13 protein-coding genes are annotated in these 17,744 nt (G+C 42.6%); 10 read left to right on the forward strand and 3 right to left on the reverse strand.

Annotated elements, in window-relative coordinates; all coding sequences use genetic code 11:
- The first annotated feature begins 333 nt into the window (after nt 1-333).
- The 4 genes from xylA to xylB all read left to right on the forward strand — a co-directional run bounded on the left by xylA (nt 334) and on the right by xylB (nt 7,170).
- Entirely contained in the window at nt 334-1,638 is a 1,305-nt protein-coding gene (xylA, locus tag ACO03U_RS13545; RefSeq protein WP_204688015.1) for a xylose isomerase, read from the forward strand.
- Between the two features lie 73 nt (nt 1,639-1,711).
- Complete coding sequence (locus tag ACO03U_RS13550; RefSeq protein ID WP_204688013.1) at nt 1,712-3,655, forward strand: alpha-glucuronidase; 1,944 nt, start codon at nt 1,712-1,714, stop codon at nt 3,653-3,655.
- Nucleotides 3,656-4,125: 470 nt separating this feature from the next.
- Nucleotides 4,126-5,655 (forward strand): glycoside hydrolase family 43 protein, encoded by a 1,530-nt coding sequence (locus tag ACO03U_RS13555; RefSeq protein ID WP_204688011.1) that lies wholly within the window; start codon nt 4,126-4,128, stop codon nt 5,653-5,655.
- An 18-nt stretch (nt 5,656-5,673) separates the two neighbouring features.
- Nucleotides 5,674-7,170 (forward strand): xylulokinase, encoded by a 1,497-nt coding sequence (gene xylB, locus ACO03U_RS13560; protein ID WP_161868238.1) that lies wholly within the window; start codon nt 5,674-5,676, stop codon nt 7,168-7,170.
- 145 nt (nt 7,171-7,315) lie between these two features.
- Here xylB and ACO03U_RS13565 read toward each other — a convergent pair whose 3' ends face one another.
- Nucleotides 7,316-8,485, reverse strand: coding sequence for an ROK family protein (locus ACO03U_RS13565; protein WP_161868237.1), 1,170 nt, complete (start codon nt 8,483-8,485; stop codon nt 7,316-7,318).
- Nucleotides 8,486-8,670: 185 nt separating this feature from the next.
- Here ACO03U_RS13565 and ACO03U_RS13570 point away from each other — a divergent pair, with 185 nt between their 5' ends.
- Together ACO03U_RS13570 and ACO03U_RS13575 are read left to right on the forward strand one after the other, a co-directional pair.
- Nucleotides 8,671-10,152: a GH39 family glycosyl hydrolase gene (locus tag ACO03U_RS13570; RefSeq protein WP_161868236.1), complete on the forward strand. Its 1,482-nt coding sequence runs from the start codon at nt 8,671-8,673 to the stop codon at nt 10,150-10,152.
- Between the two features lie 92 nt (nt 10,153-10,244).
- Nucleotides 10,245-12,014, forward strand: a complete 1,770-nt coding sequence (locus ACO03U_RS13575; RefSeq protein ID WP_161868235.1) for a family 43 glycosylhydrolase — start codon at nt 10,245-10,247, stop codon at nt 12,012-12,014.
- 86 nt (nt 12,015-12,100) lie between these two features.
- On the opposite strand, the gene ACO03U_RS13580 is transcribed toward ACO03U_RS13575, so the two are convergent.
- Nucleotides 12,101-12,946, reverse strand: a complete 846-nt coding sequence (locus ACO03U_RS13580) for a helix-turn-helix domain-containing protein (protein WP_423104953.1) — start codon at nt 12,944-12,946, stop codon at nt 12,101-12,103.
- Between the two features lie 152 nt (nt 12,947-13,098).
- On the opposite strand from ACO03U_RS13580, the gene ACO03U_RS13585 reads away from it, so the two are divergent.
- The 3 genes from ACO03U_RS13585 to ACO03U_RS13595 are packed head-to-tail and all read left to right on the forward strand — an operon-like array spanning nt 13,099 to nt 16,168.
- Nucleotides 13,099-13,974, forward strand: a complete 876-nt coding sequence (locus ACO03U_RS13585) for a sugar phosphate isomerase/epimerase family protein (RefSeq protein ID WP_204688009.1) — start codon at nt 13,099-13,101, stop codon at nt 13,972-13,974.
- 1 nt (nt 13,975) lies between these two features.
- Entirely contained in the window at nt 13,976-15,136 is a 1,161-nt protein-coding gene (locus tag ACO03U_RS13590) for a Gfo/Idh/MocA family protein (protein WP_204688007.1), read from the forward strand.
- An 18-nt stretch (nt 15,137-15,154) separates the two neighbouring features.
- The gene (locus tag ACO03U_RS13595; protein WP_423104950.1) at nt 15,155-16,168 is read left to right on the forward strand and encodes a Gfo/Idh/MocA family protein; all 1,014 of its coding nucleotides are present in this window, start codon (nt 15,155-15,157) and stop codon (nt 16,166-16,168) included.
- A 66-nt stretch (nt 16,169-16,234) separates the two neighbouring features.
- Here the strand turns inward: ACO03U_RS13595 and ACO03U_RS13600 are convergent, their stop codons facing one another.
- The gene (locus ACO03U_RS13600) at nt 16,235-17,065 is read right to left on the reverse strand and encodes a helix-turn-helix domain-containing protein (protein WP_161868230.1); all 831 of its coding nucleotides are present in this window, start codon (nt 17,063-17,065) and stop codon (nt 16,235-16,237) included.
- A 219-nt stretch (nt 17,066-17,284) separates the two neighbouring features.
- On the opposite strand from ACO03U_RS13600, the gene ACO03U_RS13605 reads away from it, so the two are divergent.
- A complete protein-coding gene (locus tag ACO03U_RS13605; protein ID WP_204688005.1) occupies nt 17,285-17,686 on the forward strand; it encodes a hypothetical protein in 402 nt (133 codons plus the stop codon).
- Nucleotides 17,687-17,744 lie beyond the last annotated feature (58 nt).

The following is a 17,744-nucleotide window of genomic DNA, read 5'->3' on the forward strand; positions in this document are numbered from 1 at the left end:
CCGCCGTATACGGAACCGTACGTACGGTGGTGTGAGAGGTCGGTGAGGGAATTAATCTCTCATCTCCTACTCGATTAGACTTGGTATTATAAAGTTTTCACAAGTGAAAACTCCTAATACCAAGTCTACAATCCGGATGATTCTCCGTTAGCAAGGCAATCTTGTTTTCTTATTAATAGGAGGGGATGAAGGTAGCTGTGGGAGTAGCGCATTTCTTTAAAAAAACTGAAAAAAAGATACGTGAAAGCGGTTGACAATTTAAAAAGGTTGCGCTATCCTTTAAGAGAAGTTAGTTAGTTAAACTAAACAACCTATTTGATGGAGGGATTTTCAATGAGTTATTTTCCAAGTATCGACAAGATTCAATATGAAGGCACAGACACAAAAAATATGTTTGCATTCCGCCACTACAATCCAGATGAAGTAGTGATGGGCAAAAAAATGAAGGATCATCTTCGTTTTGCCATTGCTTATTGGCATACAATGACTCAAGATGGTTCTGATCCATTTGGTAATCCAGTAAACCAACGCCCTTGGTTTGGTGAAACCCCAATGGAAACTGCCAAAAATCGGGTAGAAGCCTTCTTTGAAATTTGTGAAAAATTAGGTGCAGAATACTTCTGTTTCCATGATGTGGATATCGCACCAGAAGGCGATAGCTTAGAAGAATTCTTTGCAAATGTAGATGAAATTACCGACTTGATCAAAGAAAAAATGGACCAAACAGGGATTAAATTACTTTGGAACACTGCCAACATGTTTTCTAATCCACGTTTTGTTAACGGTGCGGCTTCAACAAATAACGCTGAAGTTTATGCGATTGCTGCAGCACAAGTGAAAAAAGGCTTAGACATCTCCAAAAAACTTGGCGGTGAAAACTATGTCTTCTGGGGTGGCCGAGAAGGATATGAAACATTACTGAATACCAACATGAAACTGGAACAAGACAATATCGCGCGTCTTTTCAAAATGGCGATTGCCTATGGTGAAAAGATTGGTCACAAACCTCAATTCTTGTTGGAACCAAAACCAAAAGAACCATCAAAACATCAATATGACTTTGATGCTGCAACTACGATGGCCTTCATCCAAAAATATGGCTTGGAAGGCGACTTCAAATTGAACTTGGAAGCCAACCATGCGACTTTAGCTGGTCATACCTTTGAACATGAAATTGCAGTTGCTCGTTGCTATGATTCATTAGGTTCATTGGATGCCAACCAAGGGGATGTCTTGTTGGGCTGGGATACCGATGAATTTCCAACAAATGTTATGGACGTGACTTTGGCAATGTACGAAGTTTTGGAAAATGGCGGGATCGCCCCTGGTGGGATCAACTTTGACTCTAAAGTACGTCGTTCTGCTTTCGAAGCTGAAGACTTGTTCTTGGCGCATATCGCTGGGATGGATACCTTTGCCCGCGGATTGAAAAATGCGGCGAAGTTGAAAGAAGATCGTTTCTTCGATGATTTGAAAGAAGAACGCTATGCTTCCTTTAATGAAGGTCTGGGCAAAAAAATCATGAACGATGAAGAAGACTTGGAAAGCTTGTATGACTATGCTGTAAGCCATGAAGATCCTGTCTTGAAATCCAGTCATATCGAATATGTGAAGAATATCTTGAACGATTATTTATAAGCCGTTTAAATGCTGAGGGGTCTTTTTAGGCCCCTTTTCTTGTACAAAAAATTAATGAAGGTTAGGTGGACTGATGACTCGCGATTTATGTTGGTTACGAAAAGTAGCCAGTCATTCTTTTCAACATTTCTCATTGCCTGCGTATGATTTAGTGGCAAGAAGTATTCGCCGAGAAGTAGGCACATTACTGAATTTGACAACAGAAGTAGCAAGTGAAGGGGACTTGGCCTTTTCACTTGTAACAGAAGAGTGTTTGGGAAGGGAAGGCTATCGAGTAAAAGGGGAGCAAAATCATGTTGCTATTCAGAGTAATACGACAAAAGGCTTACTCTATGGCTTATTTGCCTTGTATGAAAAATTGATATTGGGAGAAGCCTTCACTTCTTTTACAAGTGTGCCAGACCAAGCGCTACGGATGATTAATCACTGGGATAATATGGATGGAACAATTGAACGAGGCTATGCCGGAGATTCCATTTTCTTTAAAGACAATGAATTTCGTAAGGATTACCAACTGATTGAGTCCTACGCTCGTCTTTTAGCATCTGTGGGAATTAATGCTATCTCAATTAATAACGTGAATGTTCGTGGTGCAGCCAAAGCCCTCATTTGCGAGGAGCATTTTGGCGAATTGCGACTGATTGATGAAATTTTGGGCTCTTACGGAATTAAGCTATACCTTAGTGTGAACTTTGCTGCCCCTAAAGCGATTGGTGGTTTGGAAACAGCGGATCCTCTTGCTAAAGAAGTCATCGCTTTCTGGCAAGAAAAAATTGATGCTTTATATCGTTATATTCCTGATTTTGGGGGCTTTGTAGTGAAAGCAGATTCGGAAGGGGAACCAGGGCCTTTTGCTTATGGTCGTGGGCATGATGATGGGGCCAATCTGTTTGGCAGGCTATTGCAACCTCATGGTGGACATTTGGTATGGCGTTGTTTTGTTTATAATCATCAGCAAAACTGGCGGGACCGTAGCATTGACCGTGCCAAAGCAGCCTATGATCATTTTATGCCTTTGGATGGGAAATTTGTTGAAAATGTTAGCCTACAAATTAAGCTTGGTCCACTGGATTTCCAAGTGCGAGAGCCCATTTCTCCTTTGTTGAGTGGGTTGCGAAAGACCAATCATATCATTGAGTTCCAATTGACTCAGGAATATACGGGGCATCAAAAAGCCGTTTATTATCAATTGCCCGTGTGGAAAGAAGCATTGGATTTTGATTGTCGCAATGAAGACGTACCAGGCCAAGTGAAGGAATTATTGAAAACCACTTCACCACAACCAGCTTATAGTGGTATTTGTGCCGTAGGAGTGGTGGGCATGTCAGAAAACTGGACTGGCCACAAGCTGATGCAAATCAATCTCTATGGTTATGGCAAACTGTGTTGGAACAATCAGCTGACCACCCAAGACTGTGCCCAACGTTGGATTGGCTTAACTTTCGATTTAGCTGAGGATCAAACGAAAAAGTTGGCAGATCTTTTGGTGACTTCTCGGGAAACCTATGGCATGTATACAGCCCCTCGAGGTGTCGGTTTTATGGTGACGCCAGGAACCCATGATGGACCCAATATCGATGGTTATGAATATGATCGGTGGGGAACGTATCATTTTGCTGACCATCTGGGTATTGGCAATGATCGGACAACTTCAGGAACGAATTACGTGTCACAATATGCGCCAGCTATCCGAGATTACTTTAATGATTTAACAACTTGTCCCGATGAGTTGTTGTTATGGTTTCACCATGTACCCTACACGCATCGACTACACAATGGCAAAACCTTGATTCAAGACATCTATGATACGCATTTTGAAGGTGTTAAACGAGTTGAGGACTATCAAGCTGTTTGGGAAGAAATCGGTCCTCATGTTGACCAGAATTCTTATCAAAATGTCAAAGAGTTGCTGCAATGGCAACGAGAGCTGGCCGTGGAGTGGCGAGATCAAATCAATACTTATTTCTGGCGGAAATCGGGTATTGCCGATCAAGCAGGACGTAAAGTATATCCATAAAGTTACGCTTATAAAGGGTTCTACGCTTTCAAGCCTTGAAAAAATAAATACGAGGCCATCTGACGCGGGATAGACGAAGGTTTTGAGGTTAAAAAAAGAACTTTAGTCTTCAGAAATTAACATGACGGTAGCTAAACTAGCCCTGTCAAAAGAAAAATGAATTTTTTGTCTGTCGGTGTCGCTATAGCCTGATGAGTTTGTCGGGTGTGGTGAGACCGGCTTTTTTTAGGGAGTAAAGGATTCGCGCAATAGTTGCTCATTAGTGGTTAATGTAGAGGAAGTGGTGTAGCAAAAAAAACCAAAAATTGTTCTGTAAGCGGTTGACTTGTGCCGAGAGGTGTTTTATCATTTAGAAAGTTAGTAAAGCATACAAACTGAATTAGCTGACTCATTTTAATAGCGCCTTATTTCAGGGATACTAGCTGGTGTCCCTCTTCCTTAGCAATTAAAAATGAGAAACGAGGCTAACCATGAATACTTTTACTAATCCAGTTTTGAAAGGCTTTTCTCCAGATCCAAGCGTTTGTGGGGTAGGAGAAGATTTCTATTTAGTGACCTCGACGTTTGCTTATTTTCCAGGTGTTCCCATTTATCACAGCAAAGACTTGGTAAATTGGACACAAATTGGTAATGTCTTAGAGCGGGATAGCCAGTTACCTTTAGACCAGGCGGGGCATTCCCAAGGGATATTTGCACCTTGTCTTCGTTACCATGAAGGAACTTTCTATATGATTACCACCAATGTTACCCATGGTGGCAACTTTGTGGTGACAGCAACCGATCCCAAGGGGCCGTGGTCTGATCCCTATTATTTAGAAGATGCTCCAGGTATTGATCCCAGTCTATTCTTTGATGAAGATGGACGTTGTTATTATGTAGGCACGCGCCCGAATCCAAAAGGTGTCACTTACAACGGTGATTGGGAAGTATGGTTGCAAGAACTTGATCTAAATACCATGCGTCTGATTGGTGTGAGTACTTCTTTGTGGAAAGGGGCCATGCGAGATGTAGTTTGGCCTGAGGGACCGCATCTTTATAAAAAAGACGGCTATTATTATCTGATGATTGCGGAAGGGGGAACTGGCTTTAACCATTGTGTGACGATTGCTCGAAGTCAACAAGTGGCAGGGCCTTATTTGGGAAATCCCAATAACCCTATTTTGACTCATCGACATTTGGGTAAAGATTTTCCTGTTTGCAATGTCGGGCATGGGGATTTAGTGGAAACGACAACAGGCAAGTGGTATATGACTTGTTTGGCTAGTCGAAACTATGAAGGTTACAGCAATCTTGGACGTGAAACGTTTCTCGCTGAAGTTGTCTGGGAAGACGGCTGGCCGGTAGTCAATCCAGGTTATGGGCAGCTGTTAGACGTCCAAGAACATGCACTGCCCCTCAGTCCAGTCCCAGAAACAAGCCAGTTTTCATTGGCTGAAGAAAACGTTGCCTTTGTCTATTTGCGTAATCCGCATCCTGCTGATTACAATCGGACTGTTCGTCCAGGCTGGTTGCGATTGACACCCGGGGAAGCGACTTTATCAGATGTGGCTTCACCCACTTATATTGGGTTACGACAAAAAGCGATGAATTACCATTTTCGTGTCGATATCCAACCATCCTTGGCCAAAGGGGAAGCATGTGGCTTGGCGTTGATTCAAAGCAATGACTACCATGTACGTTTGGAAATTACCGAAACAGAAAATGGCTATCTAGCCCAGCTCATCCGTACTCTAGCTGGCGTAGAAGAAACACTAGGGAGGACGACCTTTACCGGTGATCGTTTCGTATTGCAATTTACCGGTGCGTTGCAACAACTGACAGCCAAGGTAATTGTAGCTGAAGAAGAATATCTTGTCGCAGAAGCGGTGGCTATTCATTATTTAAGTACAGAAATTGCTGGTGGTTTTGTAGGCTGTACAATGGGTCTATATGCTACTAGAACAGCACCACAGGCTACAGGATATGTGGATGCTTATCAAATTGAACACCAGGTCAATTAAGAGAAGGGAATAATCGCTATGAAACAAATTTTAGGCTTAGATCTCGGAACGAGCGCGTTAAAAGGACTCCTTTTTGATGAGGGCGGGAACCTGCTAGCATCAGCAGATAGTGCTTATCCTTTAGATACACCACAAGCTGGTTACAGTGAACAAAATCCGAATCATTGGCAAAAAGCAGCGGAAATTGTGATGACCAAACTGTTGGATTTGCGTCCAGATATGAAGGATGCGTTGGTGGGGATTAGTTTTTCCGGTCAAATGCATAGTTTGGTGTTATTAGACGATGCCAACCAAGTTATTCGTCCTGCAATTTTGTGGAATGACGTACGAACAACCAAAGAATGTCAAGAAATCATGGCAACTTTTGGGGACCAATTGTTAGCCATTACGAAAAACGTGGCTCTCGAAGGATTTACCTTGCCTAAAATTCGTTGGGTTCAAAAAAATGAACCAGCCAACTGGGAAAAAGTGGCTCATGTGATGTTGCCAAAGGATTATTTGGCGTTTTGGCTGACAGGCCAATATTCGATGGACTACTCTGATGCAGCCGGTACATTGTTATTGGATGTAGAAGAAAAAGTTTGGTCAGCGGCTATTTTGAAACAGTTTGATATCGATGAAGCGGTCTTACCAACACTACATGAATCAGCTGGATTAGTCGGCAAGATAGTACCAGAATTGCAATTGAAATTTGGTTTTACCCAAGAAGTAGCGATTTTTGCTGGTGGGGCAGATAATGCCTGTGCTGCATTGGGAGCTGGGATTATCAAAGAAGGCTTAGCGATGGCCTCTATCGGAACAAGTGGCGTCTTCTTGTCTTATGAAGCAGATGAAACAGTGGATTATCAAGGAAAACTCCATCTCTTTAATCATAGCGTCAAAGACAAATTGTATGGGATGGGCGTGACTTTGGCCGCCGGAAATTCATTGAGCTGGTTTCGGGATACCTTTGCGCCAGAAGAAGATTTTGCGACCTTGTTAGCGGATGTGGGGACTGTGGCAGCTGGTTCAGATGGGCTGTTGTTCACTCCTTATATCGTAGGGGAACGGACACCTTATAGTGATGCCAAGATTCGTGGCAGTTTTATTGGCATTGACACTCATCATCGATTGCGCCATTTTGGCCGTGCAGTTTTGGAGGGCATCACTTTTTCTTTAAAGGATTCTCAACAAATCATGGCAGATACGACGGGGCGCCATTTTAAACAGATTGTCTCCGTTGGTGGTGGGGCGAAAAACCCTGATTGGCTGCAAATGCAAGCAGATATTTTCGATGCTGAAATCTTGACGTTGACTACCGAACAAGGTCCAGGCATGGGAGCTGCCATGTTAGCAGCTATCGGAGCGGGATTATTCCCAGATGCTGAAAGTTGTGCCGAGGTTTTTGTGCACTATGACAAACACATCATGCCTGATCCACAACAAGTGGCAAAATATGCGAAAATTTATGAGATTTATCAAGATGTTTATCCCCAAACTGCACCAATCTGTCATCGTTTACTGACAGAAGAGTAAAAAAATGCCTCATTGCCTTGAAAGGTAAATAAGCCATCGGATAATCAGCAAGTCGGCTGATTACTCGATGGCTTTCTTTAAAAAACGATGGAACCGTATTCGTTTGCCCTGGATAGCGGAAGTTTCATGAGCAATTGGAAGGAGCTTACTTTTTAAGCATTCCTAGTCTTAAGTTTTGGATTTTTAAAAAGTGGGAAGTAGCCTGGGCAATGCCACCGTATAGCGGGGCATGATCCCCTAACAGGCTCGTCTGAATGGTGATACTTTGCGTAAAACGAGAGACCATTTTTCGACGTATCCGGGGAAGAAGATCGGGAATTTTACGATAGACAGAGCTATTGACGATCAATAACTCAGGATCTTCTGCCACGATGATATTGTTTAGGCCGATACTTAAATAGTCAACATTTTCTAGGGCTAGACGGATGGCATCCACATCACCGGCATTATAGGCGGCTGCAAAAATATCAGAATTAACAAAATCCAAGTCTTTTAATTTGGCAAAAGTATCAAATAACACTCTGTTGGAGGCATATTGTTCGAGACAGCCCTTATTACCACAAGGACAGGATTTGCCATTAGGGAAAAGCGTGCTGTGTCCTAATTCTCCAGAGAAGCCATGGGAGCCAGATTGTAAAGAACCATTGGCTACTGTGCCAGCGCCAATTCCGCTATGAATACTCAGACTGATAATTTTTTGGTAGTCGCCAGTTGTCATAAAGCAGTATTCCCCGACAGCATTAAGGTTGGCTTCGTTTTCTACAAAGACCGGCACACTGAAAAGTTGCTCTAGGGGTTCTTTGATATCCAAGCCAGACAAATCGTAGTAAGGAGTAAAGGTGATGCGGTTATCGTTGATAATCCCGTGGATGGCCAATGAAATCCCCACTAGACCATGGGGCGTCACTGGGGCCTGACTTAAAAAATTGGTGATAATGCTTTGAACAGTGGGCAAGATATTTTCGCTATTGATAGGGGTATTTTTTCTTTCTTCGAGGCGAATCACTTCCCCATCGAGATAGGCCAACATCCCTGTCACATAGTTATAGCCCACATCAAAAGCAAGCACCAAACCGCAGCGTCCATTAAAATGCAGCTGAATCGGTTTTCGCCCCCCCATCGAACTAGCGTCACCGATACCAACTTCTTCTACGATATCGTTTTCAATTAGGTTTTTGATAATTTGCGAAACCGAGGCCTTATTTAGTTTGGTTAAAGTGGAGATGTTGGCTCGGGAAATATTTTTATTTTCAATAATCGCTTTTAGTACAGTCGCTTCATTTTGTTCACGAATGTCAAGTTTATTAATAATCATGGACAATCCCCTTTTTAAAGTACGTCTTAGAGTTAGTATACTGTGCAAATTAACTGATTACAACTGAAAAAAGGGGATTCATAAGGTTTTGTAACAAATGTTAGCCAATTATAGTTAAAACCACTAGCCAAAATGGTTGTTTTTTTAACTAACTAACTAACTAACTATTACGAGGAGAAGAAAAAATGGAAACTATTCAATTGACAAAAAATATGCCAGTTAGCTCATTTCACAATTTTGCGGATGATTGTATTGGTACTGGCCGGATGGGCTTGGCTTTGCAGCGGCAATACCAAGAACAATTACGTCTCGTACAAGAAAAAATTGGGTTCAAGTATATTCGCGGTCACGGCTTATTTAGCGATGACATGGCAATCTACCAAGAATACGAAGACGAAACGGGACAAAAAGTCGCGGAATATAATTTTACCTACTTGGATATGGTGATGGATTTTTATCAAGAAGTGGGTATAAAACCCTATTTAGAGTTGGGCTTCATGCCACAAAAACTAGCTTCTGGAGATCAGACGGTCTTTTATTGGCAGGGAAACGTGACCCCGCCTCGCTCATACGAAGGTTGGTGCCAATTAGTCCAAGCGACCTTACAACACTTAATCACACGCTATGGTCGGGCTGAGGTAGTGACTTGGCCGGTGGAAGTTTGGAATGAGCCGAATTTGCCAGGTTTTTGGCAAGATGCTGATATGACCGAATACTTTAAGTTATTCAAAGAAACCTTTTTGGCAGTGAAAGCTGTCGATGACCAATTCAAAGTTGGGGGACCAGCGATTTGTGGGGTAGATGATGTCAATTGGCTACAACAGTTTATGGCCTTTTGTCACGAGGAACAATTGGCGATTGATACGGTGACCCGCCATTTTTACACCATTTCTGATCCAGAGACCGCCGGACATTATAGCTATGTGACTTTGCGAGAAGCACGGGAATCCCTGACTGAGTTGGAGATTTCCCGTAGTATTATCGATGACTATCCAGAATATCGTGGCTTGCCGATGCATATTACGGAGTTCAATACGTCTTATCGGCCGGATAGCCCTTTGCATGATACGAATTTGAACGCAGCCTATATCGCTCAGTTGCTTTCAAGGTTAGGAGAAACTAGTGCCTCGTATTCTTATTGGACGTTTGGGGATATCTTTGAAGAAATGGGGGTTCCCTTCACACCGTTTCATGGAGGTTTTGGGCTAGTCGCCAATGGCAATATTCCTAAACCAACTTTTTGGACCTTTGCTTTTTATAAAAAACTACAAAAGAACTGTCTTTATAAAGGGGAACACGGCTTAGTAACTTCAGATGGCAAGGAGCGCTTTGCTGGCATTTTTTGGAATTTAACGGCTGAAGCGATGTCTTTCCAACTAGATTTCCCAGAAGAGGTTGAAAAATGGTGTATCACTTCAGAAGTGGTGGATCAACAAACAGCCAACCCATTGCAAAGTTGGCATGATTTGGGAGAGCCAGCCAATTTGAGTGCTGAGCAAAGAGCGCTTTTGCAGCAAATTGCTCAGCCAAAAGTGACTACCACGGTCACGTCTGACAGCTATTCATTTACTGTACAGCCTCATGGAGTTCATTATTTCGAGGCGCGGCCAAGAAAGCAAACATCCGATCGAGGCTATGATTATCAACGAGTCTTGGCTGGTAGATAAGAAAATTTGTTTATTTGGATTTGATGGGTTGGAAAATTGGTGTGTGGACCACTAATCAAACTACTCGCAATTATTATATTTAGGAGGCTATTATGAGTTATCAATTATTGAATTATCAACGAGAAGCAAAAGAAACAGAGCTTTATGATACTCGGCTGGGATTGGCGATGCATTTAGCATTGGCTGATGAATCAGGAGTGTTTCAGCCATTAAATCAAAACTTTGGGGTCTTGTTTGCCAAAGCACATTCTTTGCCTGATGGGTTTTTAGTAGCAAAAGCCCTTAAAAAAACTTGGATTTGTCAGGGAAAAGAGAAATTTTACATCATCGGGATTCGGGTAAATGCCGATGGAACGTTGGATGAAACCAGTGTGGGTAGCATTTTAGTTTTTGCAACGGAAAACTTTATTCAGTATCAAGAACTACCTTTGCTCCACCTAAGTGACATGCCTCTGATGGATGTTCAATTGGCTTATACGGATGAAGGGTATCAAATCCGGTGGTTAGATAGCTGTGATCAGGCTTATCAAGTGACGACCCCAACCTTAGATCATGTGGATGAGACTAAAAAGGTTGCCATTCAGTGGCAACCACTTTTGGAAGTAGCAACGGATATTGAAGGGGCAATTCCGAGGAATAGTTTGACCATTAGTGAGGAACAAGGAGACTATTTACAAAAAAAATTGATAACACCCCATCATATCGCTGTGGACTTACCGGATGAAGTCGTTGTTGAAAACATGGAAGAACTTACCACGATGAAAGCAACCTTGCGCTATAGTGATGGCTCGAGTCGCCAAGCCGGAATTGATTGGTTTGATTTACCAACAAGCGCTACTGAAAAAACTTTTGTAGCAAAAGGTCAAGTGCATCAGGAACATTTTTCTTTCCCGATTGCGACTTATCGCGCGGATCCTTGTATCGGCAAATGGCAAGGGGAATACTACTTTATTGCCACGAATGATTATGACGATAACCGTAGTCTCTATATCCGTAAAGCCAAGACGATTGCTGAGTTAGTTACTGCCCAAGAGATGAAGATTTTGGATAGCGAGATGTACCCTGAAATTGCCAATCTCTTGTGGGCACCAGAATTTCATATTATTAATGATCGTTTGTATATTTTCCACGGGGCAACACCAGGTCCTTTTGAAGAGGAACAATCCCATGTGATGGCTTTGAAAGAAGGCGGCAATCCCTTGGTGCTAGCTGATTGGCAGCGACCGCAAAAAGTCGTAAAAGCAGATGGTTCGCCTTTGATTACAGGAGGCATCACTTTGGATATGACGGTGATTAAAGATAGTGGCCGTATCTATGCCGCTTGGTCGCAACGTCAGTTTTTCCCAGTGGACTTAGGTGCGTGGATTTATTTTGCGGAGCTCAATCCTGATCAACCGTGGCAATTATTGACAGAACCAGTAGTCTTAGCAAAACCAGATTATGGATGGGACAATAATCATACCTTTGTCGATGAAGGTCCCTATGCCTTGTATCGAGGAGAAGATATCTATTTAACCATTTCCGGCGCAGCTGTCGACAGTAGCTATTGTGTGGGGTATCTAAAAGCCAAAGTTGGCAGTGACTTGCTCAATCCAGCGGTCTGGGAAAAATCAAATTACCCATTGTTGACTTCTCTGAATGTTCCAGGAGAATTTGGACCTGGACATAATGCTTATGTAGAAGATGAAGAAGGCAATGTCTGGAACACTTATCATGCTCGTCCAGGTATCGATGCTCCCCGTTCTTCAGGCATCCGGCGGGTACATTTTGATGTAGATGGACAGCCAATTTTGGGAATGACGGAAGCAATGGATGTCAATCCTGAGTTATCTTTGGTGCAAGTAAAAGTAAAGGTAAAATAAAGCGTAAAAACAGCCTGTGAGATTAAATACTCACGGGCTGTTTTTTTTGAATCACGGGTTGCAAGGGATCAATCAAAATCAGAGTGTCAAAGGTTTTGTTGTTGAAATTGACGGGGAGTCAGCTCAAATTCCTTTTTAAAGGCTTTAATAAAATGAGAATAATTAGTAAAACCAGCATCGTTGCAGGCAATCGTAATTGTGGCCCCTTCTAATAAACGCTCTTTGGCATAGAGCAGTTTCCGTTTTTGGATGTAGGCATGGGGACTAAAGCCGGTATGACGCTTAAATTCCCTAGTCAGGTGTTCGCGGCTAATAAACTGGGCTTTGGCTAGGGTCTCGACTTTGACGGGCTCTGATAAATGGTCTTGGATATAGTGAATGGCGTGGCGAACAACAGGATTTTCTTTACTATTTGTCAAGGGAGTATTTTCTTTTTGCAAAGCTAAAAAGCGTTGATTGAGAAAAAGCAGAAACTCGTTAAAACATTGGGTATAACGCAAGTCACTGCCATATTCTTCAGAGGTACTATATTTTTGCAAGTCTTGAACAAAAGGTTGAACTTCGGGTAAACTCGTAGGCAAAAAATGACTTTGGCGGTTATTGATACGGGAAAAGCATAACGTCAAATCTGTTTTAGCGGAAGAATAACGGTGTAAATAAGATTCGTCAAAGTAACAGAAAACGCGCTCATAACGGGCAGCAGGCAAGGTTAGCATCATGTGATGGATATCATGATGATGAATTAACAGGATATTTCCTGGTTGCATATGATAGACACGATCTTCCACGTAGTAATCCACTTCCCCATCTAATAGACAATAGATTTCATGAAAATCATGGTAGTGGTACTCTGGTAAAAATGTGATGGGGGTTTCGAAATAGGAATCTTTATAATAAAAATCGAAATCTTTTGAATGAAGATGATCTTGAATCGTTGCTACTGGTTTCGTCGGGGGTCACTCCTTTTTCGCAAGTTTCTCTGATGATATCACATCTAGCATGAAATGGGTCACATTATAGCGTTTTTATTGTTTGAAAATGTACGTATAATAGCCGTAACAAAACAAGAAAGAAGGTTCATTTAATGAACAACTTCACCATCACCGGCTTTGCCGATGAAATCGCAAGCGACTTAGCGACTCAAATCAAAGGATTGAAAGAAAACGGCATTTCTCATATTGAAATTCGAGGAATCAATGGGACGAATGTCAGTGAATTGACATTGGATCAGGCCCTTACTTACAAACAAACCCTCCATGAAAATGGTATCCACGTTTCTTCAATCGGTTCTCCGATTGGCAAAATTAGTATTGAAGATCCTTTTGAAGACCATTTGGCTTTGTTTAAACACGTTTTAGCTGTAGCGGTGGCTTTTGAAAGTCCTTATGTCCGGATGTTTAGTTTCTTTATTCCAGAAGGCAAAAATGCCGATGATTATCATGAAGAAGTGGTGAATCGCTGGCGCCAATTTTTGGCGGTGGCTAAGGATTATCCACAAATCACCTTGCTTCATGAAAATGAAAAGGATATTTACGGGGATGTACCCGAACGTTGTGCCAAACTGTTGGCAGAATTGAACAGTCCCCAAGTCAAGGCCGCTTTTGATCCGGCCAACTTTGTCCAATGCGATGTGGAAGTTTATCCTCACGCGTATGAGTTGATGAAAGATTTCATCGATTATATGCATATTAAGGATGCCCATTTCGCAGATCACAAAGTCACACCGGCAGGGCTTGGGGATGGCCAAGTCGAAGCGGTATTACAAGCGTTAGTGGCAAAAGGCTTTACAGGGTTTGCTTCATTGGAACCCCATTTGTCAATCTTTGATGGGTTTGCGGCCTTGGAAAAAGTGGGGGTCTCCATTGAAGAAAGTAAATCTGATGGGGAGAAGTTGTTTACTGTCGCTAGTGAGGCATTGAAAAAAATACTTGTGGAAAACATGGGTCAGGAGTGGAAATAACGTGGAAATAGTAAAAATCGGTATCGTCGGAGTCGGCAATATTGGCTCTTTTCATATGCGTAATGTCTTAGGTGGCGAGTTGAAAAACGCTGAATTGGTGGCATTGTGTGACATCAATCCGGAAAAATTGGACCGTATTCAAGCACAATACGGGGATCGTTTCAAATTGTATCACGATGTGGATGAGTTGTTGGCTGATCCAGAAGTGGATGCCATCATCATCTCTACGCCTCATTATGATCATCCAGTGATTGCCATTAAAGGCTTGAAAGCTGGCAAACATGTCTTGGTGGAAAAACCAGCTGGGGTGTACACGAAAAAAGTCCGAGAAATGATTGAAGAAGCCAAAAAACATCCAGAACTGTCCTTGTCTTTGGTGTATAACCAACGGATGAACCCGACCTATCAAAAGGCGAAAGAACTGGTGGAATCTGGTCAAATTGGCGAATTGCGTCGCACCAATTGGATCATCACCAACTGGTACCGATCCCAAAGCTATTACAATTCCGGTGGCTGGCGGGCTACTTGGAAAGGAGAAGGTGGCGGTGTCCTCTTAAACCAAGATCCTCATCAATTAGACTTATGGCAATGGATTTGTGGCATGCCAGAACGCATTTTTTCCTTTGCTTATTATGGCAAACGCCGGGACGTAGAAGTGGAAACAGAAGTCACGGCCTATTGTGAATACGCAAATGGCGCCACTGGGGTCTTTGTGACAACCACTACCGAAACACCGGGAACGAACCGTTTTGAAATCGTAGGCTCTCAAGGGAAAATCGTGATTGAAGACGAGCAGTTGAAATTCTGGCGAACAGTCACGGACGAAAAAGAATGGAATGAGACGTATACTGGGGGCTTTGGCGAACCTGAAGTTTGGGAAATCAAGATTCCCGTTGCCTTTGACGGCAGTACGGGGCATTTGCGAGTGACCCAAAACTTTGTCAATAACATTCTCTTTGGCGAAGAATTAGTAGCACCGGCCACTGATGGCATCTACGGCTTGTCCATCTCCAATGCCATTCACCTCTCCTCTTGGTTAGGCCAATGGGTGGAGTTACCGATTGATGAAGACTTGTTCTTGGAAGAGTTGAACAAAAAAATTGCCGACTCAAAAGATAAAGATGTGAAAGAAAAAGTGTTGAATACCGAAAATACTTACTAAAAAGAGTGTGAAAAAATAATGCGATTCGGAATTGTGGGCTGTGGCAATATCTCCGGGACCCACGCAGAAGCTCTTCAGAATATTCAAGAAGCCCAGCTGACCGCTTGTTGTGATACGGATGAAATCAAAGGCCGGCAGTTTGCGGAAAATCACAGGTGCCAGTTTTATGCGGATTACCAAGACATGTTAGACCATGGGCCGATGGACACGGTAATTATCGCTACCCCCCATTACCTTCATGGCCAGATGACAATACAGGCTTTTGAAGCGGGGAAACACGTCCTATGTGAAAAACCGATGGCGGTGACAGTGGCAGAAGCAGAACTGGTTTTGGCGAAATGGGCTGAACACCAAGACTTGCATTATGCCGTGTGCTATCAAAATCGCTTCAATCCTTCGTATGGCAAGCTGAAAACGATGATTGACCAACAAGCGTTTGGCCAATTGAAAGGGATCAAGTGTGAACTGACTTGGCATCGGGACCGGAACTATTATGAAGCGGCTTCGTGGAAAGGCACCTGGGCAGAAGAAGGGGGAGGCACCTTGATCAACCAAGCTATCCATACCCTGGATGTCGTGACGTGGATGGTTGAGTTGCCACAAAAGATCAAAGGGAAGATTATGACCACCTTACTGGAAGACACGATTGAAGTAGAAGATGCGGCGATGGCAACGGCGGTTCTTTTAGGCGACGTTCCAGTGGTGATCCATGTCTCCAACAACTATTCCTCAGATCCAGCGCCAACGGTCACTTTTGACTTTGAGGAAGCCGTAGTGGTATTGACCGCCGATAAACTGGTGGTCAATGATGTAGTGGTGCCCCTTGAAGAAAGTCTGGTGAGCGATGTGGCCAAGGCTTACTGGGGATCAGGGCATTTGCGTTTTGTGCGAACCTTTGTCAATCAGCTGATCGGTTTGCCAGATCCTCACGTAGATACTCTAGCAGCCGCGGATGCCCTGGATTCCTTGAAGATGGTATGTGGGATTTATGAGTCGGATCGCAGTGGGCAGTGGGTTCAACTGAATAAATAGTAAAAAACCATGGAGACTAGTTGGATTAGTGCTTCATGGTTTTTTTGCTGGGGTGCATTCAATTTACTACAACAATTGTTGATAGTAGAGATTGTCAAAGCGAATCAATGTCGGCTCTTTCCGTCTGCTGCGGGCATTTTTCCGATAATCTTTTGGGGAGTGACCAGTTTTCTGCAAAAAATTACGATTGAAGGTTCGCGTATTTTGAAAACCAGATAAGCTAGCGACTTCTGTTATAGAATAATCGGAGTTTGCTAGTAAATAGCAAGCTTGATTGATGCGGTACTGGTTGATTAGTTTTGGAAAGGTGGACTCAAGTTTTTGGGCAATGACCTTGGATACGTAATCTTTACTATAGCCGATATCTTCACTAAGCTGACCCAAAGTAACTTCATTTTGAAAATGAGAAGAGACCCACAATAGAATTAATTCTAAAATATTCTCTTCGCCGCGTGTTTTGACTAGCTTGGTATGTTGCTCATATAGATATAAGATTTCATATAAAGCGGCTTTGTGTCTAAAAAATGAGTTACTCTCAAATAATGAATCGTAGAGCTGATTAGATTTAGTGCGTCCCACCGGAATGACAGGATTTAAGAAGGATTTTCCTTTAATTAATGGAAGATAGTCTTCTAGATACTCGGGAGAAAAAATCCAAATATGACCAGAGTTTTCCATTTCAGCTTCTACTCGATGGGTTTGATAGGGGAGAATTAGGGCGATATCGCCAGCTTTTAAGGTGTGAATTTCAGAATCGATTGTCAATAGAAATTCGCCAGTTTCACCAAACCATAATTCGAAACTCCGATGAAGATGCTCAGGATAGCTGAGATTCTCCGGATGGTATTCCACGTGGGAAATTTTTTCCCCGAAGTGATAGGATTCCAATTCAGTCATTTTTAACCCTCCCATTTAAGAAATCATAGTCAACTGATTACGTCTATTAGTGTACTGAAATTGTCTTGTTTTTGCAAGCGTTTCAGAGTAAAGTTGAATCAAGGAAGAGAAGTAAGCGCTATTAATTTATTTAAGTCAGGGTTTAGAAGGAGGTTGTGTCGCAAGTTTTTTTTATGTATCAATGTTTGTTATTTAAACATACCAACGGAGGGGAAACACATGAAAAAGTTTGGAAAAGTTGCAGTGACAGCAATGGCACTAGCTTTATTGGCTGGGTGCAGTAGTGGAAATGGTAAAGGAGACAAAGATGGTGGCACGCAAGCCACAGATAGTGATGGCAATAAAAAATATACAGCCTTTATGGCGGTACCTGGTTCTGAAGTTCCCGATGATTCTCGTTTAAACAATGCTTTTGCAGAAGAATTTGGTTGGCGAGTGAAAGTGAGCTGGCTGACTGGTCAAACTGCGAAAGAGCGAATTGGTGTGATGGTTTCTGGTGGCGAATATCCGGATATTGTCGATGCTTCTGATGGCCGTTCAGCAATGATTGATGCTGGTGCTTATATTCCATTAGAAGATAAATTAGATGATTATCCGAATTTAAAAGTAAGCGGGAAATAATCCAACGCATCGACAAATAGCCCTAGTCTCACTAAAATTTAGTGAGATTAGAGCTATT

This window comes from Enterococcus diestrammenae (assembly GCF_049384045.1).
Lineage (GTDB): Bacteria > Bacillota > Bacilli > Lactobacillales > Enterococcaceae > Enterococcus_C > Enterococcus_C diestrammenae.